General features: G+C 43.4%; 16 protein-coding genes. 9 read left to right on the top strand and 7 right to left on the bottom strand.

The features are described from left to right. Positions 1-100 precede the first annotated feature (100 nt). From QUB51_RS10040 to QUB51_RS10030, 3 genes are all read right to left on the bottom strand, one after another. A complete protein-coding gene (locus QUB51_RS10040) occupies positions 101-619 on the bottom strand; it encodes a hypothetical protein (RefSeq protein ID WP_333176424.1) in 519 nt (172 codons plus the stop codon). Between the two features lie 50 nt (positions 620-669). Next, positions 670-2949 carry a M23 family metallopeptidase gene (locus tag QUB51_RS10035; protein ID WP_333393018.1) on the bottom strand — a complete coding sequence of 760 codons (2280 nt, stop codon included), beginning with the start codon at positions 2947-2949 and terminating at the stop codon, positions 670-672. 366 nt (positions 2950-3315) lie between these two features. Beyond that, on the bottom strand, positions 3316-3654 hold the full coding sequence (locus QUB51_RS10030; RefSeq protein WP_333261077.1) for a hypothetical protein: 339 nt from the start codon (positions 3652-3654) through the stop codon (positions 3316-3318). 368 nt (positions 3655-4022) lie between these two features. On the opposite strand from QUB51_RS10030, the gene QUB51_RS10025 reads away from it, so the two are divergent. The 3 genes from QUB51_RS10025 to QUB51_RS10015 all read left to right on the top strand — a co-directional run bounded on the left by QUB51_RS10025 (position 4023) and on the right by QUB51_RS10015 (position 7331). Next, positions 4023-4703: a hypothetical protein gene (locus tag QUB51_RS10025; RefSeq protein WP_333261074.1), complete on the top strand. Its 681-nt coding sequence runs from the start codon at positions 4023-4025 to the stop codon at positions 4701-4703. A gap of 55 nt (positions 4704-4758) precedes the next feature. Beyond that, the gene (locus QUB51_RS10020; protein ID WP_333261071.1) at positions 4759-5343 is read left to right on the top strand and encodes a class I SAM-dependent methyltransferase; all 585 of its coding nucleotides are present in this window, start codon (positions 4759-4761) and stop codon (positions 5341-5343) included. Between the two features lie 194 nt (positions 5344-5537). Further along, on the top strand, positions 5538-7331 hold the full coding sequence (locus QUB51_RS10015) for a bifunctional 3'-5' exonuclease/DNA polymerase (protein WP_333261068.1): 1794 nt from the start codon (positions 5538-5540) through the stop codon (positions 7329-7331). 83 nt (positions 7332-7414) lie between these two features. Here the strand turns inward: QUB51_RS10015 and QUB51_RS10010 are convergent, their stop codons facing one another. The 3 genes from QUB51_RS10010 to QUB51_RS10000 form a co-directional block, all read right to left on the bottom strand. Further along, positions 7415-10237: a hypothetical protein gene (locus QUB51_RS10010; RefSeq protein ID WP_333261065.1), complete on the bottom strand. Its 2823-nt coding sequence runs from the start codon at positions 10235-10237 to the stop codon at positions 7415-7417. Further along, positions 10237-12612 carry an ATP-binding protein gene (locus tag QUB51_RS10005; RefSeq protein ID WP_333261061.1) on the bottom strand — a complete coding sequence of 792 codons (2376 nt, stop codon included), beginning with the start codon at positions 12610-12612 and terminating at the stop codon, positions 10237-10239. The genes QUB51_RS10010 and QUB51_RS10005 overlap by 1 nt, the downstream gene beginning before the upstream one ends. 128 nt (positions 12613-12740) lie before the next feature. Beyond that, a complete protein-coding gene (locus QUB51_RS10000; RefSeq protein ID WP_333261059.1) occupies positions 12741-14327 on the bottom strand; it encodes an AAA family ATPase in 1587 nt (528 codons plus the stop codon). A 323-nt stretch (positions 14328-14650) separates the two neighbouring features. On the opposite strand from QUB51_RS10000, the gene QUB51_RS09995 reads away from it, so the two are divergent. From QUB51_RS09995 to QUB51_RS09975, 5 genes are all read left to right on the top strand, one after another. Further along, positions 14651-15352 carry a hypothetical protein gene (locus QUB51_RS09995; RefSeq protein ID WP_333261056.1) on the top strand — a complete coding sequence of 234 codons (702 nt, stop codon included), beginning with the start codon at positions 14651-14653 and terminating at the stop codon, positions 15350-15352. A 295-nt stretch (positions 15353-15647) separates the two neighbouring features. Further along, a complete protein-coding gene (locus tag QUB51_RS09990) occupies positions 15648-16082 on the top strand; it encodes an aminoacyl-histidine dipeptidase (protein ID WP_333261053.1) in 435 nt (144 codons plus the stop codon). 398 nt (positions 16083-16480) lie between these two features. After that, positions 16481-17461 carry a radical SAM protein gene (locus tag QUB51_RS09985; RefSeq protein WP_333298200.1) on the top strand — a complete coding sequence of 327 codons (981 nt, stop codon included), beginning with the start codon at positions 16481-16483 and terminating at the stop codon, positions 17459-17461. After that, the gene (locus tag QUB51_RS09980) at positions 17458-17853 is read left to right on the top strand and encodes a DUF6375 family protein (RefSeq protein ID WP_333176401.1); all 396 of its coding nucleotides are present in this window, start codon (positions 17458-17460) and stop codon (positions 17851-17853) included. The genes QUB51_RS09985 and QUB51_RS09980 overlap by 4 nt, the downstream gene beginning before the upstream one ends. Positions 17854-17870: 17 nt before the next feature. Then, the gene (locus QUB51_RS09975) at positions 17871-22133 is read left to right on the top strand and encodes a hypothetical protein (protein WP_333261046.1); all 4263 of its coding nucleotides are present in this window, start codon (positions 17871-17873) and stop codon (positions 22131-22133) included. A 309-nt stretch (positions 22134-22442) separates the two neighbouring features. Here the strand turns inward: QUB51_RS09975 and QUB51_RS09970 are convergent, their stop codons facing one another. Further along, a complete protein-coding gene (locus QUB51_RS09970) occupies positions 22443-24023 on the bottom strand; it encodes a hypothetical protein (RefSeq protein WP_333261043.1) in 1581 nt (526 codons plus the stop codon). 390 nt (positions 24024-24413) lie between these two features. Between QUB51_RS09970 and QUB51_RS09965 the strand changes: the two genes are divergently transcribed. Next, complete coding sequence (locus tag QUB51_RS09965; protein ID WP_333261040.1) at positions 24414-25043, top strand: hypothetical protein; 630 nt, start codon at positions 24414-24416, stop codon at positions 25041-25043. Positions 25044-25249: the final 206 nt, after the last annotated feature.

Below are 25249 nucleotides of genomic sequence, written 5' to 3'. Positions count from 1 at the left end.
ACTAAATCCGGTTAGGAAAGACACCCGGCAGATTTACTAAATCCGCTTTAAGCAAAAGTTTAATTTTTGCTTGTATGAATCTTATCAAAGCGAACATATCTCACTTATTTTTGCTAGTTTTACTAAGTGAAGGAACAGTAATCCCAACCTGCTTAAATGCCCAAAGCTCTTCTTCCGAAAATTGCCAAGTGGGTTCTCCCAAATTCGGCTGCAAAGTAGAGCGGAACTTATCAATACTCCCTGCCTTGTTGATGGAGTAACGCAATTCTCCCAGAGCGATTTGCCTTGCTATCGGCAGCTTGACAGTGTGGCTGTAAGGATAAAAATCGTTCGTCGGGTTGGAATAAAGCAAGCTACACTGCTTCCCTTGGAGAGAAACCAATACAGAAAAAGGCACGGCATCTCCCTGCAAATAGGCATCGAACAAGCGATATTGAGTGCTGCCATCTGTTACTTCAGTTACAAACTCTGTCCTGAGAGTCCCCAGACCAACTGGAAGGCAAGCTGAAGGGACATCAGCGTTCCGAGTCGGCTGGCTAAAAGCTGGGGGATGGGTGAATAAACTGCTCAACAAATAAACCAAAAAAGCTGTTAGCAAGCCCCAGGTAAATTTCAACATAATTGTCCGTTTTTTCAAGGAAATCATGGTGCAGAACATCTCCGTTTAATTCAAATTCCTTCTTGAGATGGGTTAACAGCCGTTCCATTAATGCGGGTTTCAAAGTGCAAGCGAGGGTCTGCCGTTGTCCCAGTGCTGCCTAATCCGCCTATGACCTGACCTTGAGAAACACGATCGCCAACTTTGAGTTTCACTGAACCCTCGCGCAGATGAGCATACCGAGTTGTGCGACCGTTGCCGTGCTCAATTTCGATCCAGTTGCCGTAGCCACCGCCGCAGTTCTGTAACCCTTCCTGGCAGTTAGACACCGCTGTCTTGACAACGCCGTCGCCAACAGCTTTTACCGGGCTTCCCATTGAGCCGGCAATTCCAATGCCGTTATAGATTTTCCGCACGCCGGAAACCGGACGAGTCCGCATCCCAAAGCGGCTGGTTATTGGCCCATTCGCAGGCTTGATATACTGACTCGTGGATTGACCGCCGCCGGGGGCAGCACTCGCAGAATTAGAGGATTGCGCCGCACTGGAAGTCGGAACGCAAGCAGCAGCATTCGACTCCGCGATCGCCCTACCTCCCTCTCGATAGCGCCTCAAAACATCCTGTCCGTAACTTGAGAGAGTTAAACGACCGAATATATCGGTTGAAGAGCCGTCAACTTTGGAATAGTCGCCCCCGAAATGCTTTTGAGCTACTCGCTCAATCAGGCGATCGCCACTAAAAAAACTTCCAGTAGTAGGGTCTTTTTCTTGAGAAGTGGCATTCAGCTTAGAAGCGAGACTTTGAGCAAAAACAGCTTCTCGATCGGCAGGCGGAAAAAATTGAAAAAGTTCTGCTTGAGTGGGTTGGTAACCGTGTCGCAGTTTGGCTAAAAATTGCGTACCCCCTGGTTTAGATGAAATTGAACTAGCAGCGTACTCGTCGTAGTTTATAAACTGGTACTTGCCCAACGGAACCCCGCAATTATTTCCGCCATCAACGCAAGCATTAACGCCGGCATTCTCGTAAGAACCGCTGCTTTCAATACTGGCGATCGCTTCCGACAAAGTGGGAACATTGACTCCTTGAACATTGCCAACTGACACTGGCGCTGGTGCAGTGCTACCCGGAGGGCAAGGAACATTAATATTAGCTGCTGTAGCTACGCCTTTTGTAACAGGAGAAGATACTCCGCCGCGAACTGCCCCAGTTGGTACAGAGGAAGAGCCGCCAGAGGACGATTCCAGCGCCCCAACGAAAATGGGAGAATTAACCCGATAGGTGAAGAAAGGTACTGGGCCAATGAAATAAGGAGAGCAGCCGCAAGGCGAACAAAATCGGAAGAATAGAGCCGTATCAACGGTATCGGTTTGCTCGTCCGGTTCCATGACCACTACCTTAAAAGCACTGCCAAAAGGCAATCTTCCCGTAGGTTCCTTGCCGCCGTTGACACCTTTAAGACAGCCCGATCCGCCCTCCACTTCCTGGTACTTACCGCTAATCCATTGCTTGCCTTCGAGCGAACCGCGAGCGTTCCGACCCGAATTCTCCAGATCGTCTAGTTCGATGTAAGCGCAATCATTTTCTTGGCAGTTAACTGAGAATCCCTGAACGTCTGAGCCTGATATCGTCTTAGTTCGCCGTCGCTCGGCGGGACCATAAACCGCATCAATTCTCATTACTAAATTGCCGAATTCTGCTATTGGATTGGGAAAGCTAGACAGAGGTAAAGCATTCAACCCAGGTACGTCTTTAATTAAGGTCGTTTGCCAATCTGAAAACGCGCCAAGTTGAGCGCTGCTTAAGTTTGGAATAGAAGACATTGAATACTGAGACAGGTCAATTTCTCCCAGTTTCAACTGACCTAATTGTGGATGGGAACTGAGAACCCGATCTAGAGTGCGATCGGCTACATCAATGCCAGCAGCTTTTGTTGCTAGCAGTCCCGCCACCGGCGCAATCTCTGCGACTTTAAATTGACCGAGAATAGGGATAGCCTGAACTAAGTGATTTAACGACTGCTTGGCAACTAAAGTAAATGCGCTTAAAGCTACGCTATCTAAATTCAGACCAGCTTGCTGTGTGACAAAACCAAAGGATAACAATTCTGGTTGCAAAGCTTGGCTGATATCGCCCAACATGATGTACTGGTCAGGAGTTTGCCCTGCTGTCCAACTTCGGCTAAAATCATAGCCAACTGCCTGCTTGTACTCTCCCGCTGAAAGGCTTCCCGATTGACTGATGGGTGGCATTTGAGAAAAAGAAATTTGTGTCCAATCTGGCAAGAGGGCGTTAACTGAAGTAGGATTTCCTTGCCTGTCCATCCCTGGTATTTCTAAAATTTTGGTTGGCATTTCAGTTGTATCAGCAGGAATTCGTGCCGTAGCAAATATTGGTTGCTCAAACAAAATGGAAACTATTAAGGCGAGAGAGAATAACCATACTGATGATCGCCCGAATCTTGTTGATAATATTCTTCTCATGTTTGTGTAAAAAACTTTGGTTATTGGTTGAGGATACTGTAGAAAAGTTAAGCAATTAAGTGGCAAAAAGGAACCCACCGAACTTGATGAGGCTGCAATTGCGCTTCTTAAAATAAATAAAGCAGTCAACCGAGGCTTTACATGGAGCAGCCTCGGCGTAAAGCACTGCAGCTCTAAGTCATCGTCGCCGAAATGAGAAGTTTCATACAGGCGATTTATAGCCTGCAATCTGAAGCACTACAGCTCTAAGTCACCGCCGTAGAAATGAGAAGTAGCTGTTTGATTTTGATAGGGATTCGCGTCATTTACGCCTCCCTTAAAATAGGGGTTAGGGTTAGCAGCCGTCTCCGTCCACGGAGTATCTGCTAAATTTAAATCGCCTTCAAAAAGGTTTTCTCGATAGCCATCAGCAAAGTAGTCTGGAACCCCGTATCCCTCTGTTTGCTGACTGCTATAACTGTTGCTTCGATATCCGTTAAGGGAGGATTCGCACGGGTTACTTTCACGACCACTAACAGCATAACCATCAGCGCTATAACCTGGTTCATTGGCACAGATATTGTTTGGATCGTTCATAAATTATGTAGCTACAAAGTCGTAAGAATCAACAATTAAGCGTAGCTAGGGATAACGAGTAGGGGTTTCATCCGATAGTCGTAATTAAACTACCGCCTATCGGCGGATAGGCTACGGCGGCGATTGACGTAGCCTATCTGCAAACAACCAAGACCTACTGCTATTGCACGAAACAAAATATAGCGCTGGCATTGCTCTTAATTTCGCCCGCCTTCCATCCAGCAAGGTGGGTAAAAATTACTCAGAAATATAGAGGTGCGTATCTCTGCCGAATTGTTTGCCCAACAGACGGCGCAAATCCCTGTAACTGAATTCGCTACGCGATTTTTCTGATCTTCATTCGTCACACAATTATCCTTCAAAAAGATATGACTCAGCTAAATCTGTTAACGCCCGAATTACTTGAACAAATTACCACTCACCCTGTAAAACCTCAGTCCGGCATTTTGGAAAAGCTGAAGCTATTAGCCCAGATGGGTATGCACCGCGACTTAATAGCCGTGCTACTGGAATTTACCGGAATTCCCCTTCCCCTTTTACGTTACTATGCAGGCCCATTAGTTTTACACAAAACCCCCTGGTCAGAAAGCATACCTGACTGGTTGAAAACGGCTTGCTTATCCGATAGGCTCGATTTGATTCTAGAGGAGTACAGCAACAGAATTGTAGGGAATTACTGCACTTCCACAGAAGTCGTGGCTTATATGATGGGAGCCACATTTGAAGCTCCTCTGCACCACAGTTATTACAACGTCTATATGTGGGCAGCACAAGACACCTTGACAAGACATAATCGGCTACCAAATGGTTACAACTTGTCCGAATTAGCTGAATTTTCAGCGGTGAACTTTGACAGCATCCAAAATGATTATCACCATCTAGCTAGAGCAATTAGGAAAAGCGTTGTCCGTCATGCAGCATCCCAAGGCTGGGGCAAACGTAAATTGTCCCAAGATAAAAGCGCTGATGCAGATTTACCGACAGAAATGGTAACAGCTAAGTCACCAAAAGATAACTCAAAAGTTGAAGGGCAATTGACTTTATTTTAACACGTAAAAAAAGGCAATCTTCGCCAATTCTAGCCCGAATAGCAGCAAAAATAAAATGAAAGATACTTCATCGCTTGCAGAAATGCTATATGAGCGAATCCGAGAAGCTCCACCTTATTCCTGGTTTCCGTCTCCCCCAGAGCTAATTGAGCTTATGATTGAAGAAGCTCAAATTATTTCAGGAATCTACGCCTTAGAACCAACAGCAGGAGACGGCTTATTGGCGCAGGCTATGGTTAGAGCGGGTGCAATCGTTGATGTAATTGAAATAAACCCGCTGCTACAACAACTTCTGTTTCAAAAAGGGTTCAATCTAGTTGGAAGTGACTTTTTAACAACTGAACCGCAGAGGCGATATAGCAGAATTTTGGCAAATCCCCCATTTTCTACGCCCCACATCAAAGGAGTTGATTTAGATATCATACAACGTGCCTATAACCTTTTTTTAGGCAATTATGGACGCCTGGTAAGTGTTGTTAGCAATTCCATGAATGTCCGAGGCGATCCGCGATCGCAAGCATTTCGAGCCTTTCTTAAGCGCACGTCTGCCAAGTTAATCGAACTTCCCTTAGAAATCTTTTGGGGGAGCGATCGCCCGGTTACTGTTGAGAGCTACCTAGTCGTAATAGACAAAAAATAGACGATTGCTTCCCCACTATACCGTTTTATTAGTGGGGACTGCACAACTTACCTTTCAACAAATCACTATTGCTTCCTCTTGAAATAAATTTAAGAATGTAACTTAGCCTTCTCTACCGAATATCTGCCCCAATATCTCCGCTATTTCTATCATTTTTACGACTAAAACTATTACCTTAAAACCCCTCTATTCCCATGAATAATTCCCCACACTACGCCCAAAAATCTATTGTGGAATACGAGCTGATTACAAACTTTTCCCGACTAAATGATGTCCTCTCGCCTTTAATAAAAGCTCGTGTTATAGCCATAGACACAGAAACCACCGGGCTAGATCCACTTACGGAACGCATCCGACTTATCCAAATAGCTGTCCCCCACCGCCCAGTGATAATTGTCGATCTAGCTGCTTTTGCCGATCGCGAATTATCGCCTTTAAAAGCGCTTCTAAACAGCCGTGCGCTCAAAATATTTCAAAATGGTAAGTTCGACTGGCAGGTACTAGAAATAGCTGGACTTAGACCGTCTGGCCCATTTTTTGATGTCATGCTAGCGAGTCAGGTGTTGCGATCTGGACTCAAGAAAGACCACGATCTACAATCCCTCGCTCTTGAATTTTTAGGAATCAAACTTGACAAAAGCCTACAGTCGAGCAATTTCGGAGGTAAGTTATCAGCTTCTCAGTTAGAATACGCCGCTTTAGATGCTGCTGTCCTTCTGAAACTTAGAGCGCGACTCATCTCAAAACTTCAGAATGCTGGGTTACTAGAAACCGCCCAAATTGAATTTGAAGCGATGCCTGCTGTAGCCCAAATGGAACTAAATGGAATGTTACTGGATGCAAAACACTGGCATTTGGTGGCCGAGGAACTGAAAGCTCAAAAGCAGACTACGCTGGTGGAATTAGTGAAAGCCGGTCTCAAACCAGCCCCTAGCGCACAACTTTCCCTGTTTCCCGAGATGGTAGAAAGCATAAATCCCCGCTCGTCTGTACAAGTTTTAAGCGCTCTCCATGCCCTAAACATTCCAATTAAGTCAACAAGTAAGAGCGAACTTATTCCTCTAGCTCGTCAATACCCGATTATTCAGTTGCTACTGAATTATCGGAAATTAGCATCTTTGTGTTCCAACTTTGCTGAGGCATTGCCCAAACACATTCACCCGATAACGGGGAGAATTCACCCCAGCTATCGGCAATGCGGCGCTCGTTCTGGACGCTTTAGTTGCAAGAAGCCAAACTTGCAAAACGTTCCCAGGAATTGTACGGCAAAGGGGATGCGTGCGTGCTTCATTGCTGCTCCCGGATATCAAATTATTAAAGCAGATTACAGCCAAATCGAGCTAAGGATTGTCGCTGAAATATCTGGCGATGCAAAAATGTTAGATGCCTACGCTAAAGGTGAAGATTTGCATACTTTAACGGCTTCTTTGATTACAGGTAAGGCATTAGAGGAGGTAACGGCAGAGGATAGACGGATAGCTAAATCAGTTAATTTCGGATTAATTTACGGCATGGGTGCTGCCAAACTCCAAGCTTATGCTGAGGAAAAATATGATGTTCTTTTAACCTTGGACGAAGCTAAAGAGTTCAGAAGACGATTTTTCCAAGCTTATTCTGGAGTCAGAAGATGGCACGACAGCATCAGGAAAACGGTGTACGTCAAAGACATCAAGCAAATCCGTACAATTGGCGGACGCAGAAGACGGTGGGCAAAGAAACCCCGACTTTCTGAGTTGCTAAATCACCCTGTTCAAGGAACTTCGGCTGATATGTTGAAAGTGGCGATCGCTCGTTTGTTCAAACTCCTACCCAAGACTGGAGCGAAGTTGATTGGTGTAGTGCATGATGAGATTCTGTTAGAGTGTCCGCAAACAACTTTAAAAAGAACCACTTGCATTCTAAAAAAAGTGATGGTGGAAGCTGGAGAGCTATATTTGCAGCAAGTTCCGGTTGAACTTGAAGTAAAAATTGCTTCTTCTTGGGCTTGAATCCGAAGAAAATTTAGAAATTACCTAATGTAGCGATCATTAGGGGGCAAATTATGGCTTAGCTTTTCACACATATTGGAGGTTCAAGACACGTGTTCCCGCCCCTCTAGCTTGTGTTGAAGCACACTCGCAAGGGGAATACCAGCTTCCACCAATCGATACACCAGATTAGAATATCGTTGTAGGATTGCCTTATCACTACGAATCTGCTGCTCAAAGCTGTTCCAAATACGGTTTAATAATTCGGCTGTCTGTTTTCCATTCCCACGCTGTTCATTCCAAAGGTCATGGACAGCATTACTTGCACATCGATTCAACCATTCGAGTGTTGGTTCTGGTGCAAACTGCCAGCCAATACCATTGAGCATGGTGAGAAAATGGCTATAGGCGTAAGAATTATGCCCAGCTACGCTAACCCACTTGTCAAAAATCTCCATAAAAAGGTGGGCGTGCTGCCAATCATCCTTAATGCGAGAACTACCATGCTGGGTAAAGACGATTAGTTGTAAAACTTCTCCAGTGTCAATATCGAGGTAGTCATAACTGACTTTTGTGGCAATTTCTGAACTATCCAGTACCCACTTGCAAATTTCTTTCCAAATTTCTAAAGCTTGTGTAGTTGGTCCTTCGACGTAATCAATTTGATGACTGATATATCCATTCAGAAGATCGGCTGTCAGTTTTGGAACCTGAGACCAATTGTCTCGTAACGGTGTCAAAATGTGCTGGCGAGTTTCCTCAACACTTAGCGATTTTGCCAAATATGCTGCCCAAGTAAAGATAAATTTATTCCACATATAGGGCTTATGAGACTGGGAATATAGTTCATCTTCTATTGGCAAGTTATCTGCGAGTGTTCGAGCTACTAAATCATCACAAAGCTGGAGCAATTTGTTTTTGGTGGCTGATTCTCTACACAGTTCTGTAAGTGGCAAAGTATAAAGCCCATACTCAACTTTCCCTCGAATAAAAACAATCTTTCTTACTGTGGGGATTCTAGGAAGCTCTGGAATTTCGTCTTTTGCTAGATAGTCAAAGTGATTCTGAATAACATTGTCTTTCCAAGTTTCTAGCTTCTTAAAACTGGGTCTAAATCGTCCAACATGAGTTCCATAGTAGTAAATTTTCCCAGGAATTTTAGTTCCATAGTAAAGTTTTCCAGGAACTATAGATAGCGAGAGACAAAGACTCAAAACATTCCAGCATAATCCTGGATCGAGATTCCATCCATTTTGCAGACCAATAAATACTGCTTTTACCACTTCTCCATTATCGGAAAACTGTCTCACTGACTCACTTATTAACTGGAGAATCTGCTGGCGTATTTCAATATCTGCTACACCATGAGTAGCTAGTAAGGCTAAACCTCGCCCAGCATAAACTTTCACCCTAGACGATGACATAGCATACATGGATGTTTCAGCCATACAAGCAGCCGCAAGTAGAATAGCGCGGCACCATTCTAAATGGTTCTGTGTTCTTGCCCACTCAAAATCTGCAATGAGAATTGCTACAGCAACACCCGCTATTGCTTTAAGACGAGTAACATCAAGAATATTTTCGTTATCCGTTTCAGAAAAATCTTCGGATGCCTCTAATTCTTTGGCTGCTGCAACAGCTTCTTCTAAAGTCATCCGCTCTTGCGGTACACGATTTTGAATGGTTTCTTCTGCCCATAGATATACACTAAGCCAAGGTTGGTATTTAACGTTAGGTGCGAGAAGTTTTTGATTCCGTTCTCTCAGTTCTTTAGGAAATTCTACCCATATTTGTAATTGTTCACCCACTTGCTGTTGTCGATAATTTTCTCTCCTTCCAAATACTTGATAGTTTTCCATTTTTTCTTGGAGAGCAGCTACAAAGTTTGGATCTGATTTTTCTTCTTCATAACGAAAGGGAAGGTTTTCTGTAAATTTATCAACTGCCTGCTCGAATGGAACTCTTAAAGAGTCATCACTCGACAAAACGTAATAAATTGCTAAATTCTTTCTAATTTCTCGTGAACGCTGCGGTCTTTTATTTCGCCTTTCAAGGACTTCGTAAAGCCAGTCATTATGCCGATCAAATTCCAAAAGCTTAAGAAATGTTAATGAATTGGTTTGATCGTGAAAGAGACGCTCTCTGTCCATTTCCCAAATATCAGGACAGATTGCAATTGGTAGTGCTGCTTTTAAACACTTTTCAGGATAAGCAAGTGCTATATTTAAGCAAATACCTAGTACGGCGACTGAATTGCTCTCACTCAATACTTTTTCAAAAAGAGCTTCAACATTTCTACCTTCTTCAATCTGTCTCTCAATCCACTCTTCTAGTGCCATCAAGGCAGAAATCACAGCATATGAACCATTAGTTATTCCTCTAAACCAGCAATAAACTTGAGTATCACCCCAAAAATCACGAGAACCGGAGGGTAAATTAATAGTGACTGGTAGAGGAGTTAATTTAGGTCTGTCAAATTCTTCTCGCTGTTCATACTCACGCCATTTTTCAGATGCAGTATTGGCGAGATTGTGGACTAAACGCAGTCCTTCATCCTCATTCTTAAGCAAGAGATATAAAAACGGTCCTTGAACAGGTGCAGGGGGGGAAAAATTCAAGATATCGTTTATACCAAAATTTCTATCTTCTGACGAGCTAGTTATTCTTCTAGGAATACTAGGATAATTTTTTGGATTGATTGGCTTTTGGATAAGTACGCTGATTACAAAATCAACAAATTCTCTTGAGATTGAATCGACAAGAGGCGTAAAGTCTTGAATTTTAGAAATTACATCCTTTTTGGCGTCATAATTCCCAGAGTTAGCGAGTTCGCCGAGATAAGAGCCAACTTTCTCTGGCAAAACATCTGCTGAGTGCAGCACAATTCTGTGTAAGCGGTTTTCGTATTCATCATCATATCTCGACATTAGCAACCTCTCCTTGCTTCTTCTTCCTTAAGTAATGCGATCGCTATTTCACCGATTTCTTTTCGATAAATAAATCCTATTGGCGAGTTGACTTGCCACATCTCCATGAGCTTAACAACTTCTGGGCGAACGGTTGTGGGTAAATCATTGAGGCGTTTTAGCAACCAACCCATGAAAGGTTGCCACACTGACCATCTTGGAATTGGATCGCTCATTAAAAGCGACTTTACGCGATCGCTTGACCGTAACTCTTCTTCTGTAAAGAAAGACATTAGTGAAAAGTTCGGCATCACTTCCAAAGTTCGGATTGCAACCATTAACTCGATAAGTCGCCGTGCATTATCAGCTATGAGTAGCGGTTCAGCTTTATCAAGCAATTCGCTGGAACGTGGAGATACTAGAAGTGCAGTCAGTAATGCTTGCCGCCATCTAGGAGAAAGTTCCGAAGCTTGCTCAACTTGCTCTATTAACTGTATCCAAGAATCTGCCGTCTTAGAGTTTTCTAGCAAAGCTAACCCCAGCAATTGAACAGATCTATATAAACCGAACGGTTCATCTAGTTCTTGAAGATAAGCAGATAAGTCCTCACGACGCTGATTCAACACGCAATACATCACCCAGTCTTCAAACAAATCATGGCTAAAGCGATACACTTCCCGATCGGGGTCTTGTACAATGATTCGATCTGCAGCGAGAGAAATAATTGACTCTGGAGAAACAGTGTCTTCAACAGTAAAGTGCTTACCAGGAGATTTTACAACTTGTTTACCCAATTTCAAAAGAGAATTTTTTCTATCACGACCGGAGACGGAACCTTCATTACCAACCAGTCTGTCCCACCACACTTTACTGATTTCAATTTCTGTAGCAACAGGTGGTAAGTCTTCTAGATTTGGAAGCATACGTGGGTCTTCCAGAAGCCTCAACATCAATGGATTCTTAAGAATCGGCGAAAGCTGACTCAGAGATAACAGTGGTTTAAGTCGAGGACTGTGTTCGACAATACTTTGGAGTTCCTCTACGGTTAATTCCGGTACTTGCAACCTTATTGGTTTTCCTAGTGATTGCCAGTCCAACCATCTATAGACATTTTGAAGATTTTCTTCCCGTGCTGAGAATACAACTGTCCAATGCCGAGAACCATCTTCGCTAAGTGGAACCTCTGCTAACGTGCGAAGTAAATCATTCACAACAGCACGTTTACCTATGTCAACAATCCGATCGATCCCATCAATAAAAATAGTTGGTCTAGAACTTCCACTTAATGCTACGAGAAGTTTATTCAGTGGCTGTTTGAGTTGTAGAGTGCTTGCATAAATACTCCAACCTGTCCCGATGATACGCTCTCCTGAAATAACTAGAACTTGACCTTCCCCTCGTTGATACTCAACAAGAGTCTTCACTACGGCTGACTTACCAACTCCAGATGAGCCAACTATCTCAATTAGTGATGCTTCTGAAAGCTTTTCTAGAGCATCAACGATTAGAGCGGTTCGACTAAGAGTTAAACCTCCAATATCAACTCGGATATCCTTTAGTACAAAATCTGATTCTTGTCGTATCTTTTCAAGGTCAGAGCGACAATGAATGAGCGAGAGTAGAGAAAACTTAGCTTGCAATCTCTGCATTAAAATCTCTGCATTAAAGCTGCCAGCAGTTCCATTTGCCTGAGTAGCCACATCAACAAGTTCAGTGAAAAGTTGCGGTGCTTCAGTTTTTTTATCAGTATTTAGCAGATGACTCACCATCTCAACAGTATAGCTATAGTCACGCGAACCATCTCGCTGAAAATCAAAATGCAAAATAACCATTGAGCGCAGGAAGTCCCACAACTCATCATCGGTTACACTACTCCCTAAGTAAGTATCTAACTTGCCACGAATTAATTGGAGAAAGCTACGCTGAGTTTTATTTGCCAAACGTTGTTGATTAATTCTCTTGAGGAAATCGTTTGAATCTGTACTGGTACGCGCCCAAGTTAGAACACTTTGATAATGTTCATCAATATTTTTTGAATACAGCCCGATTCCAATCCCAAAGCGATCAATACCAATATGAAATTCCGAAGACTTGAAAGTTTCCCAACAAGCTTGGATTACTTCATCAAAGGTTTTATCTTTTTCACCGAAAGTTAAATCTCGTTTAATTTGGAGAGCAAGCTTAGCCTCACCAACTGGAAGCTCCGAAACAATAATGAGGTCATCTAGTGGCTGTCCCTCATAGAGACGCTGAAAACGTACTTCTCGCGTTACTCCTGCCTCTTGACCGCGAGGAACTGCTTGCAATAGCAATGCTGCTAGGTAGTAAGCACCAACTCGGTTTTCGTAATCAGGCCCAGCACCTCCGGTTGAAATAGGGCTTGCAACTTTTTTCATGCTGATATTCAAGAGCGCTAATCTAGTATTGCCTATTGCCAATTTGCCTTAAAGTCACCATCCTCCCTATCTTAAGATAATTATAGACTAAAACTGATGTTAATAAAGAATTGCATTCCCTATCTATGCTAACCAAACAATTCCTGTAACGGAATTGAAAATCGCGATCGATCCTCTCCACTAGCCGATCTAGCATAAGTGGCTTGATTGCGAATCGCTAGAATCTGCTCCTCATCCCGCAGCATCGACGGCGTAAACTGGTAACGCTGTTGCCGAAGGTCGTTCAAAGTCACCTTCAATTCATCCGGCTGTTTCCCTTGTACCCGAGCGCGATAATAAATTTCCTCAGCACATTTTCTCACAGCATTGCCGACTTCTGCGGGTGTACAAAGCCTGTAATCTCTCAACAGAATCCGCCACTCATCATCTGTCCAAGGCGACTCAGAAGCATTACGAAACTCAGGAAAATATTTTTTGAGATGAAGATTGAAAATTTCATACATCGCCCCTTCGTGAGGCAAATCCACAAAGAAAATATCATCAAAACGACGAATTAATTCCGGTGGTAACATCCCCAAACGGTTCACTGTCGCCACGATATAAATTGGGTATTGATGCTCTTGCATCCACGTTAAAAGCTTCCCCGATAAGCGCCTAGAAACGCCGCCATCTGCATTGGAATCCCACCCTGCAAAACCTTTATCAAAATCATCCCAATAGAGAATTGTAGGACTTAAAGCCTGAGTCAGTTCCAGCAATTCGCGCAAAGCTAAATCTGGTCTGGAAGAACCAACAATCGAACCCCAATCAGCCGCCAACAGCGGTACTCCCATCTTCTTAGCCGCAAGTTTAGCACTCAGACTTTTGCCCGTACCCGGCGGCCCCCAGAGAATCATTCCTTTGGGAAATTTGAGTCCGTATTTCTCTGCTTCTGGACTCAACAACGAAGCCACCTTTGAAAGGGACTCGTCTAGCAAGTCTAAACCACCTGCATCCGGCACATCAGCCTCGGCAATAAACTCTAAGCCTCGCCCCCGCAGCTTGTTAACCTTGTGGTCGAGCACCAACCGCGCTATTTCCTCCACACTCGAAGCAAAAGCTAGCGATCGCTCCAAAATCAACTCGATCTCACCTTGGGGCAACCCCTGGCAAGCTCGAACCAAAGCAGTTTGCAACACCTCGTCACCTTTATCGCCAAGCCAAGGATTGCGATCGCAAAACAACTCCACCATCTTTTGCGCTGCAACTCGGGACGGTAATGGAGTCGTCAGTACGGGAATCAAAGGCTGCAAGTTCATCGGCAGTTGTATGTAGTTTTCCAGCATCACCCAAAACTGAGGAACCGCAGACCAAGATGAGTGATAGTAAGCATTTGCCAGTTGAAACCCCAGACGCGAACTCACCTGACCGGATTCGTCAAAATCTAGCACTCCCTCAAGAATGTAAATTCCCTCTCTCTTACTCTCTAATAGAAACTCAAGCACGTCAGAATCTGGGTGCAAGTCAGTATTTTGCAAGATGCACTGACCGTCCCGACTCACAATTTCCTGCAAGCAACTGTACCCAGAGTTCCAAAAGAAAACAGGCAAATGCAGTTCCTGCCCCCAATTGTGAAACTGTGCTAACACTCTGATTCTGTCAGGCGTGTAATACTCCAGCCCGACAATCTTAATGCCTCTTTGGGCCAGAGCGAGCCAATCATTAATGGTACGCATAAATTCAACGGTAAGAAATATTCAAAGGTACTCTTCTCATTGATAAGCTGCGGTCGAGCGTTGCCATCAGCCAATAGTTCTACAGCAGCCAAACCTCCTTTTAATTCTTAGGAATTATTTACCCAATTTCCTCAATATACATAATTGGGTATTTTGCCTGCTCGAAGAAAAAACACCGAATTATTAGATTAATTTATTTCAAGGTAACAATTTTATAAATAATTATTAATAACAATAAAAAAAAACTAATTATAAATTTGATGAAATTTGAGAGCGCCTAACGGCGCTGTTAGCCGTGAAGTAGTTTAATTAAATCAAACTTTATGGCTACAACAACAGCTAAAAACCATAACTCTCGCCCATCCAATGGAGCGGTGACTTTGAATGGCAAAAGCAATGGTGCTGCTAAGTCAAAGAGCCCAGCGACAGCTACCCAATCGCAGGTCAGTCGCCGTTCGACACTCACTGTAGAAGAGCAAGCAGACGTACTTCTAGACCGCGTGCGAACTACCATCCTGAAAAAGTTTGGAGTCAAAATTCAACTGCGCGAAAAACGCCTCCAAACTAAGGTAGGTCACGCTACCAAGGAAAAACTAGGTTTGGATATTGCTGCACAGTTGAAAAAACGCGGCAAAACGATGAACTGGCAGCGTTGGAATAACGAAGTGTTTCCAGCTCTATTTGGTCAACCCGATGCACTGCGCCACGATATGGAAGTCATTGCGCTTGTGATGGCAAAACTATACGACGTTTTCGAGCTTGACCCGCAAGAAGCAATTAAAGGTCTTGTCAAATTCAATCAAGAATCGCTTGCTAAACGCAATAGCTATAACAAGCAGGATGAATCCGAAGATGAAGATGAAGATGATGATGTGGATGACTTAGAAGATGAACTTGATCCTGATGAAGATGAGGAAACAGATGAATCCGAAGAAGACTTGGATGAGGACAGCGAAGAAGACTTCGATACCGAGGACGAAGAAGATGAGGACGAAGATGAGGACGAAGATGAAGATTTAGAATAGTCTTTCACCCTCGCTCAAATTTTTCAGCTTCCTTCAGCGTCGCTCTTGTTGAATATGTAAAACTCTGCTCTACCTAAAAACGGTAGAGTAGAGTTTTTTATTTTATTCATCTTATTAGTATTTTAATAATTTTCAACTTTCATGGAAATATTTAAAGTATTAATTGCTTTAAATTTAATTAGTTTTAAACACAGTTATTAATAGTTTATGTGAAAGTTAAGCCCAATATTAAACTTAAAGAGGCAGCGATTGCTGCTGTGTATATGAACAAACTTGAATTCAGGAAAATTGAGAAATGAGAGTCACTGAAAAAGTTCAAAAGACTAATGCAACCCATACCGCTAAAGCTCATAAGACTCAGATAAAAGCCCTAGACAAGTGCATTAGTTACAACGATAAACTTCGCCTAATGGTACTAGAAGTTTTGAGAGAAGAATCAGGTCGAGAACTGGCAAGCGTTGCTCGCTTTAACGGCGGCCAATTTGATTGGGAGACACATAATGCCCAATTTCGCGCTGACTACAGCGAGACACCTTTAAAGGAATTGATGCGTGCTGGTCGCATCCTATACGGATTGACCGATATGGATGCAATCCGCGATCGCCGCGCCAAGCATCGGGGCATTCGCAATCAACGGCTCGCCCGTCAGAGCAGCCCAGTTGCTTCCAGCTCGCAAAGTGTGTACGAAGAAGTGGATGTTGCTGACGACGACATCGATGATTTGGATTAAGTCGCTTGAGCAACTAAGAATCTCAAAAATTGCCTGTTAAGGGCGGCTTCCCCACTCCTCATTTATTCTAGGAGTGGGGAAGCTTATTGCCACCCACCCACCCTTTTATTCAGAGCTATTTTACTTTGTAAAAACCGTATTTGACCTGGATGCGGATTTTAGAGAGCTAAAAAAGGAGGAAAAAAGAGGAGAAAACAGCACAGTTTTTACTCATTACACCTACAATTTCCTACTTTTACCGTTGCAATCAGTATAAATACCTATCACTTTTTGTAAAGAATTGTTGCTTTTGGCGTAATTTTTTGTATTTTAGACCCTCGTAAATCCTCCTCAATCCTCGTAATATGTAGGGTAGTCGCATAGCAAGCCATGTCAAATAGACGTTATAGAGGGTAAAAATGAGTAACGTGAGTTCAATGGAGTCTAATCGTTACCATCTGGTTGCAACTACGTCTAATGTCTCCTCCACCTTGAAGGTTCGTGTTGGAGCCGCAGGTTTACATCTGTTCAATCGAAACACTGGTATGAATCTGTTAGTAGATGAAGTTAGTCTACCTCCAAGCATATGGTCAACTGCCCCACGTCAAGTATCTATCGCGCTGACGAATGCTTGCGATCTTACTTGCCCCCATTGTTACGCACCAAAAAATCCTGCTGTGTTGGATTTTGAGCAGTTAACGGTCTGGCTTACTCATTTGGATGTCAATGGCTGCATTGGTGTGGGCTTGGGAGGCGGGGAACCGACTCTATATCCTCGGCTCGCAGAACTCTGCTCTTTCGTAGCTGAAAAAACGGGTTTGGCTGTTACCATGACCACTCATGCCCATCATCTCAGCGATCGCCTTCTTGAGGATCTATCAGGAAATGTACATTTCATCAGAGTGAGCATGGATGGGGTTGAAGCTACCTACGAATCTCTCAGAGGAAGACCTTTTGCTACCTTGATTCAACGTATCAAGGCACTTAGTAAACGTTTTCCCTTTGGCATCAACTTTGTGGTTAACTCGAAAACTATTGATGACCTTGATAAAGCTATTGATCTCGCGGAAGAATTCGGTTGCTCTGAATTCTTACTTTTGCCTCAAGAAGCCACCCTAAGAACTGGCGGGATTGATAGCGATACTTGTAGAATATTGCAAGAATGGGTGGCTAACTACCGTGGATGTATTCCCCTTGCAGTCAGCGAGAGTGGTGCTGATGGACTTCCGACCTGTAATCCCCTTATTGCGGAAACAGGGTTAGAGGCTTTTGCCCATATAGATGCTTCAGGAATTTTAAAACCAACCTCATACAGTACTGACGGTGTTCAGATTCTTGAGGATGGAGTGATGTTAGCACTTCATAAGCTAGCTAGAAGTAATCAGGAGATAAATTTATGAAAGTTTGGCGTGGCTACGGGTCTGAACACTCGATGAACTTAGTGATGATTGGGCAGTTTAAGAGCGTTGATGACGCGAGAAAAACCAAACAAACAATTGACCAGCTTACTGAAAAGCTTGCTGACAAAATAGAAGTTGGTAGAACTAGAAACCGATTCGGAGATGAAGTTTCTGCTCTTTTAAAGGATGCAAATATCTATACTCTTGGTCCTCTGGAACTTGAGCAGTTTTTGTATGACGTAAGCACTCGAATAGAAGAAGACAAATTGATTCTAACTACTGATGAATCAGAAGTTTCCGCTTTTATGAAGCTTATGATTGATAGAGGAGCAAAAATTGAAATTTTTTCGGCTCATGATTACCCAGACGCTGAGTATGGGCGAGGTAAATAGACTTTTAAGATACTGCAATGCCTTCTCTAGACTGGACAAAATTTGATTCACTTTCAGGTGAGAATACCCGCAACTTTGAAAATCTATGTCGCGGTCTTATGAGGCTGCAATATGGACGGTTTGGCGAATTCAAAGCACTAGCAAATCAGCCTGGTGTTGAATTTCATATAAAGCTGACTGAACAATGTCAGCTTGGTGATTCATCCCGTTGGTTCGGATGGCAATGTAAGCTTTTTCAGCGTAATCAAAATGGAACATTAAATGCAGCAAGCCGTAAGAATATTGAACACTCATTGGAAACTACTGAAAAGGTATTACCAAACCTCACAGATTGGGTTCTTTGGACTCCCTATACACTCAGTAAGGAAGATCAGGAATGGTATTACAGTCTTCCGACACAATACAAGTTGCACTTATGGGCTGAGGAAGAAGCTGATACTTATCTAAGTAGTGATGGCTTAATACTCAGAAGTACCTACTTTGGCGAACAGATTTTAACTCCGAATACTCTAGCAGAACGACACAGGATAGCAGTTCAGCCAATTCGAGAGCGCTGGCTAGAACCAGTCCACCAAGACGTTGATGCCGAGCGGATAATTCGGCGAATGCTGGGAGAGGTTGACTCATGGGGACAATTGATTGAAGTCGGGGAGCGTTTGAAGAATATATCTGATTTACTATCGTGTGAGTCAGACGGCGCTGTGCCCAGATTAAAACCCTACATAACCTCTTTTATTGATGCTTGCTCAGCGTTTGCTGATACTCTTATCAATTTTCATCAAATCCTTGCAGATGGAGACCTTGATGTTATCCAACAAAAACTAAAGGAACGAAAAACATTAATCAATATAGACGTTCGCGCGACCCCTAGACACTTACGGTCTGCAAATCATCCTGCTGCACTGTATGCTACTAATGCGCTAGACGATATGTACATAGCGCAAGAACTTCTCGACGAAGCTGAAGAATTTCTCGGAGTTGGTCTGGTTGGAGTTTTAGCCGATGCAGGTGGTGGTAAGACGCAGATGGCTGCCCAACTAACTGCTCCCCAGGAGAAGAGACCTGCTGGCATTTTTCTCCAGGGTCGTAATCTTCACAGGGGGCAGTCTCTCGATGATCTTGCAAAAACCCTCTCAATCAATGGCATTCCTATGCCGAGTATAGAGATGTTACTGGCAGCAGTGGATGCGGCTGGTAAACGCGCCTGCTGTCGATTACCAATCCTAATTGATGGACTTAACGAAGCTGAGAATCCAAAAGATTGGAAGCCTGAATTAGCTTCGCTCAGCGAGATTGTAAAGAAATACCCTAACGTTCTAGTAGTTTGCACATTGAGAACTGGAGAACGCAAAAAGGAAGATTGGCATCCGTATCGAGAGTCACAAACTGAGACTAGAGAATCATTCGCAGTTATGGCTCTTCCTGATGGCATAAAGGCAATAGAAAGTGAGGGGTTTGGAGGTGATGTTGATGAGGCAATCGAAAAGTATTTTAGCCACTTTAAAATAGACCCTGGCGATTCAGAGATTCCTACGGAGTTTTTACAGCACCCACTAACGCTGAGAATATTCTGCGAGGTCACCAACCCGAAAAAAGAATCTGAAGTCAAGATTGATTATTTTCCTACCTCGCTTGCACCACTATTTGACAAATATGTTGCTAATGCTGCTGAGCGAATTTCACAGATGATTAACCTCAACCATAGTTATACTGCAAATGAAGTGAAGAAGGCGATTTACACACTTGGAATCGAATTATGGAAGTGCGGAAAGCGGGAAATTAGCGAGTCAGGCTTTCGTGATGCAGTGTCTGATGCTTCTCGTGCGTGGGATAGCAGTATCGTTAATCTTCTGGCACAGGAAGGGATTCTCTTCAAGAACCCAGGACCAGGGTTTGAATTTGTAGTCACGCCAACTTATGACGCGCTCGGAGGGTATATTGTCGCTAATGCTCTTCTCATTAAGTACGCGCAGGATGTATCCTTTGCTTGGCTGAATACCCCTGAGACTATCGCACTATTCACTGGTGATACTAGCCACGAATTGGCGCTCGATATACTTCGATCTCTAGTTACACTGGCTCCGCGCCGAATGCAAGGGAGGCAAATTTGGCAGCATGTCTCGGAGCCGTTAAAGAAAAACGCTATTGCGTTGGCGGCTGAAATAGATACAGAGTATTTAGACCAAGAGACAGTAAGCGCCTTATTGAGCCTTTCACATGAATCCTCAAGATTTAGAAGCCGCTTGTTCTTTCGATTTCAAGTAGCCCGTGCAGTGGCACTTCACCCACTTAATGCTGCTTTTCTTGATGAGACACTTCGAGCAATGTCAGTTTCTGAACGAGATATTGTTTGGACTGAGTGGATTCGAGAAACACGCTCCGAGAGATTTAACGATCTACTGGCAATAGAGGGCAGGTGGAAACAACAACTGGACTTTTGGACTACTTCTGAACGACTGCGCGCGAAATGGGTTATGTGGCTTTTAACCTCTACAGATCGAGAACTTCGTGATGTGGCAACCCGTGCGTTGTACTGGTTTGGACGAGGAAACCCCGCAGCACTTTTTGAGGAGAGCTTAATAGCACTTGCGATCAACGATCTTTATGTCCCGGAGCGAATGCTTGCTGCAAGCTATGGAGTTGCAATGGCGCAGCATGCGGATTTAGGCGACCAAACCTTTGTGACCGAAACGTTACCGACCTATGCGCGGAGTATCTATGACTCAATGTTTGCAGAAAGCGCATCATTTAGCACTACACATTCCCTTATGAGAGAGTACGGAAGTCGGATTATAGAAATGGCTTCTCTACATCATTCTGAGCTTTTCACCTCTGAAGAAATTCAAAGAAGTAAACCTCCATTTAAAGAAGGGGGACTACGGGATTGGGGCGAAAGTGAAGCATCTAAAGAAAGGCGTTATGGTACAGATTCACCATTCCGGATGGATTTTGAAAACTACACTCTCGGACGTTTGGTGCCAAGACGCAGCAACTATGATTTCAATAATGAAGAGTATCAAAAGGTCAGAGCGCAAATTCTTTGGCGGATTGAGCAACTTGGATGGTCAAGTGAAAAATTCAAGGATATCGAAAGCTCAATAGAGAACCGAAATGACTGGAATACGACAGGAAGTGATACTCAGAAAATAGAGCGTTATGGTAAGAAATATTCATGGATTGCCTTCTATGAGATGACTGGTCTATTACATGATTTAGGAAAAATTGAGAGACGCAATGAGCGTGATTGGAACTGGGATCTTGATATTGACCCAAGTTTTCCAGAGCAATCACCAGAGGCTTGCCTTATACAGGCAGACTTACTTGGCGATCCTGGCATGGAGATGAAGGAATGGATCGTCAATGGATCACCACCTGATGTAAACCCTTATCTTCAAATGGCGGAGATTCAAAACGAAGTTGGTCCCTGGGTTATGTTAGATGGCTATATAGTCCAGGAAAACGAAACTCTTGGTCGAAACATTTTTTGCTTCATCCGAAGTTTTCTCGTCTTGTCCAGTGAGGCTGATTCTTTTTTCGAGCATCTATCCAATCAAAACTTAGGTGGAAGATGGTTGCCTGAAAAGCCATCAGTTGGCTATACGTTTGCAGGCGAGATTCCGTGGTGTGGAACGTTTCCTGAAAATAGCACTTGTGAATTCTCGTTCGTTGTGAAAGAGGAGACTGTTCAAGTTGAGCGGATGGAACCAAGATTCTTTTTAGATGGCAAGCAGCTAGATTTGAGTCATGTCGATATAGTTAAACTTCGCTTATTAGGTGTTAATGCATACAATGAGGGTGCTGAAAAACTTAGCGAAGAAGAACTTGGGCGTATTGAAATTCGTGAAATTCCAGTGGAAGTTGAGGAAGTACAGCAAGATATAATCACATATCATGCACTCATTCCGGTCTGTGACTTTCATTGGGAAAGTAGTCGTAGCCCTGCCAATCATGCTAGTCATGCCACTACGTTAGCAAAAGAGATTGCCTCTGATTTGGAGTTAATTGGTCAACCACAGACATTCGATCTGCTTACAAGGAAGGGAGTTAAAGCAACATATAACGTTTCTGATTGTAGCGATGATTTCAACAACAGTCAGTCACTGTTTTATATGCAAGAAGAATTATTGAGAGACTTTCTTAAGGAAAACGATCTCGCCCTTATTTGGGCTATTTGGGGCGAACGTCAATATTCATCGAATCAACTCAATAGATTATTTCATAGACCCAATCACCCAGACCCAGCTCATGCGGTGTACAGCCTTGTAAAACGTTACAAGTAAGTAGGTGGTTATAAATCAAGCAAGTAGGTGGTTATAAATCAAGTCAAAAACCCAAAAGCCAAGAGCCTCATACCAAAAGACTTCCAGCATCGAGTAGTGTTACTTTAATTTTGACCGCCTACTTACTTGTAGCCACGTTCATAAAGTTTTTCAAATAACTCTTGTTAGACATACTAGCCCGTACCTTGGAGTAAAGACTATCAGCATCGACTAAGATGTCACCTTCAGCCGTGCGACCATCAAAGAAAAGACCCGACTGCGCCAAAGCTACTATGATTTCTGTTACGGAAAAATTATATTTCCAACGTTTCAGCGCTGAAAACCACTTACACTGTCTTCTTCCGATCGCTCACAATCCCTACTCCTCGCCTCTATCCGATCTAGCTCATCTGCCACAACTCTCCAAAAGTCAATATCTTCAGGGGAAATACCCTGAGCTAAAACCAAATTTTCTCCGCGAACCTTGATTAACTCCCCTCGGACAGAAACAGTCAGAGAAGATACCGAAACCCCCTCCGACTCTCCCACGATCAGATCGTACAAATCTCCTACCCGAACGCGAGTGTACTCATCAGTCTCTTCCACGCGATCGGGAGCATGATTGAGTAAATACTCAAAAGCTCTTTGAGCTGTTGGCAGGATAGACTCAGCCAATTTTACCTGCTGAATATCCATTGTGGCTGCTGGCGGTACTGAATCAGCATTCAAATTATCTGCTGACACGTTTTCAATTATCGGCTCTAACCAGTTAGAGAATATAACCAAATCCTCTGAGTTTTCTTTAACAGTTGCATTCAATACCTCTGCATCGCCATAAGATAGAGCGCTTTGCACTTCACCCTCTAAAGTGATCCGCAGAACGATGTGGCTGTCTCGATCGGAAATCACCCTGATTGCTTCATCCTCCTCTAAAAATGCTGTCCAATCTTCTATAACTTTACGTTTTCCTAGCTTTAATAGTTGACAACCATCTAATAAAGTGCTGACTAGCAAATTCTCTAGCTCTAAGCGCTCCTCTTCTGGCAGCTTTACTATCTCTTCTTTAAACTGTTCTTGTACTTCCTCTTCACTTTCAGTCTGGTATTTCAAAAGAACCGGATTGCTTAAAGTAAGAGGTACGATTAGTTCGCTAGAATTAGAGCGATCGCTCTTCAAATCTTGCTCCTGTATTTCAGCTTCTAAAGTTCCTGTTTCTGTCGATCGCGAATCAGCTTCATCACCCTCTCCTTCACTGCCCAGCGTCCCAACTTGATTGTCGCCATCTATTTTGGACAGCTCGACAAGCAAATTTTGTTTTGGTTGCCAATCTTGCCTTTTTGAGGAAGATAAGCCTTTAAGCTCAAGAACTCGGCGTTCGCAATCTTTGTTTAATTCGATGAAATTGGCGGCATTAGTTTTTACCAGACTGATTTGAGCATAGGCATATTTCTCACCTGCTAAGGACAGAGCAAAATCAATAGCAGCAAGGCAGCCGTGATAGAAATCTTGAGTCTCGCCGATGCAGACACAATCTTCTATATCTGGTCCGCAATCGGTTTCTCTTCCAATTTGTCTAAGTTGAGAAATAGATCTAACAGGCAACCTAGAAATGGATAGCTTACAGTCACCTTCTACTGAACTTGAACTTAAACTTTGTTGGGATGAGTTATCTCCTTCATCATTGATAAAAGTTGCTATTTTAGCTTCTAAAAGGTTAAGCGTTTGTACTCCGCTTTCTTCGTCTATTAATTTAACTGCCCCATCCAATCCCGCCAGCAATCCCTGGTAAAAATCTTGAGTTTCTCCAGCTATTGCTCGGTCAGTTGCTATTTTCTCAAAAAAAGCCAGCCCTATTTGTTTTAGCCTCCAAATATAGTCAGGGGGAAATCTCTGTATGGTGTCTAAAAACATAAGTGTTCCGCCATCTAAAAGCGCGTCGATCTTTTAGCAACCAACCTATCATGCGCTCTTGTCGATCTCGGTACGCCTTCAGTTGTAACTAACTTTAGTTCTCAAGGCAGAGAACATTGAACCAGTAATTGTTTAATCAAAAAGTATTGTCTAGAAAAAACCCATTGAATAAATGCCTTTTGCCTATTGCTATAACTAACTGGAATTACAAGAAACAACAGCCACTCGGACGATAGTTTTGCCTCTCAATCGCGTTTTAATAGTCCGCAAGATTAATTTTGCCGATGACTTTTGAGGTGGGAAATTAGGAGGGACGGCGGATTGAGTTTACAGCCTTTAGCTTTTAGCTTTAAGCAATAACTTTACTGTTAATAGGAGAACGGCGTTCCCATGCATTTTGACTATCAATACAGCTCTCGACAGCCTGCACCCGTCGCCGATCCGCTGCGGCACAGCAGGAGGCACATACTAGCATCCGTCCTATTGCTACTGGACAGCGATCGCGCTTTTGCCGACTGGTCTCTCCCCCAAATGCCCCACGTATCAGGGTTTACCTACAAAGGAAATCGCTTTTTGGTAGCAACTCACAAAGAGGCTGAGCAGATAGTTTGGGGGTGGCTCAAGGATAATTTATGGGCAGTAACCAATACTGCTGAAGATATTGACTTGCTGCTCCAGCACTTGCAAATTTCACCATCTCTAATTGAAGCACTCAATGGACAAGCTACTCTGAATTACCTTCGGACAGTTCATCCCAGAAAATTCTGCAAGCTTCTGTCCCCTGCCATAGCCAATCCCACCCAGTTCGTGCAAGCTCTGTTTAAGAACCGCAGCAGACCGGGACTGGTTAAACGCGCCATTTGTGAATCAGCCCAGTTCTCGCCTCTGGCAACGACCGAAGTGGAACGGGCCGGATATCTCATTTACTGCATTATTAATCAACCAGAGGTACTTCCTGGCTCGCTCAAACTAACAATCAACTATCCTTATTCCTACAAGTCAATGAAAGAGCGAGCTTAGAAGTATTTAGCGTCACCTGCTAGCATTCATGAACGCGACCGCATTGCCGTTGTCTTTCACAGCAACGGCATGGTCACTGTTGCCAATTGCCTTTGGGAGTGGGAAAAAATAAAAAAATTCCTAATGCGCCTTCAGAGACATCACCTTGATATGAGAGTATAACTATAGTTTTTCTACAAAACGGTCTGGGAATAGTGAGGGTTCAT

The sequence above is a fragment of the Microcoleus sp. AT8-A3 genome (assembly GCF_036705675.1).
Lineage (GTDB): Bacteria > Cyanobacteriota > Cyanobacteriia > Cyanobacteriales > Microcoleaceae > Microcoleus.
The sequence above is the reverse complement of the archived record's forward strand: the minus strand, read 5'-3'. Positions and strand labels throughout refer to the sequence as shown.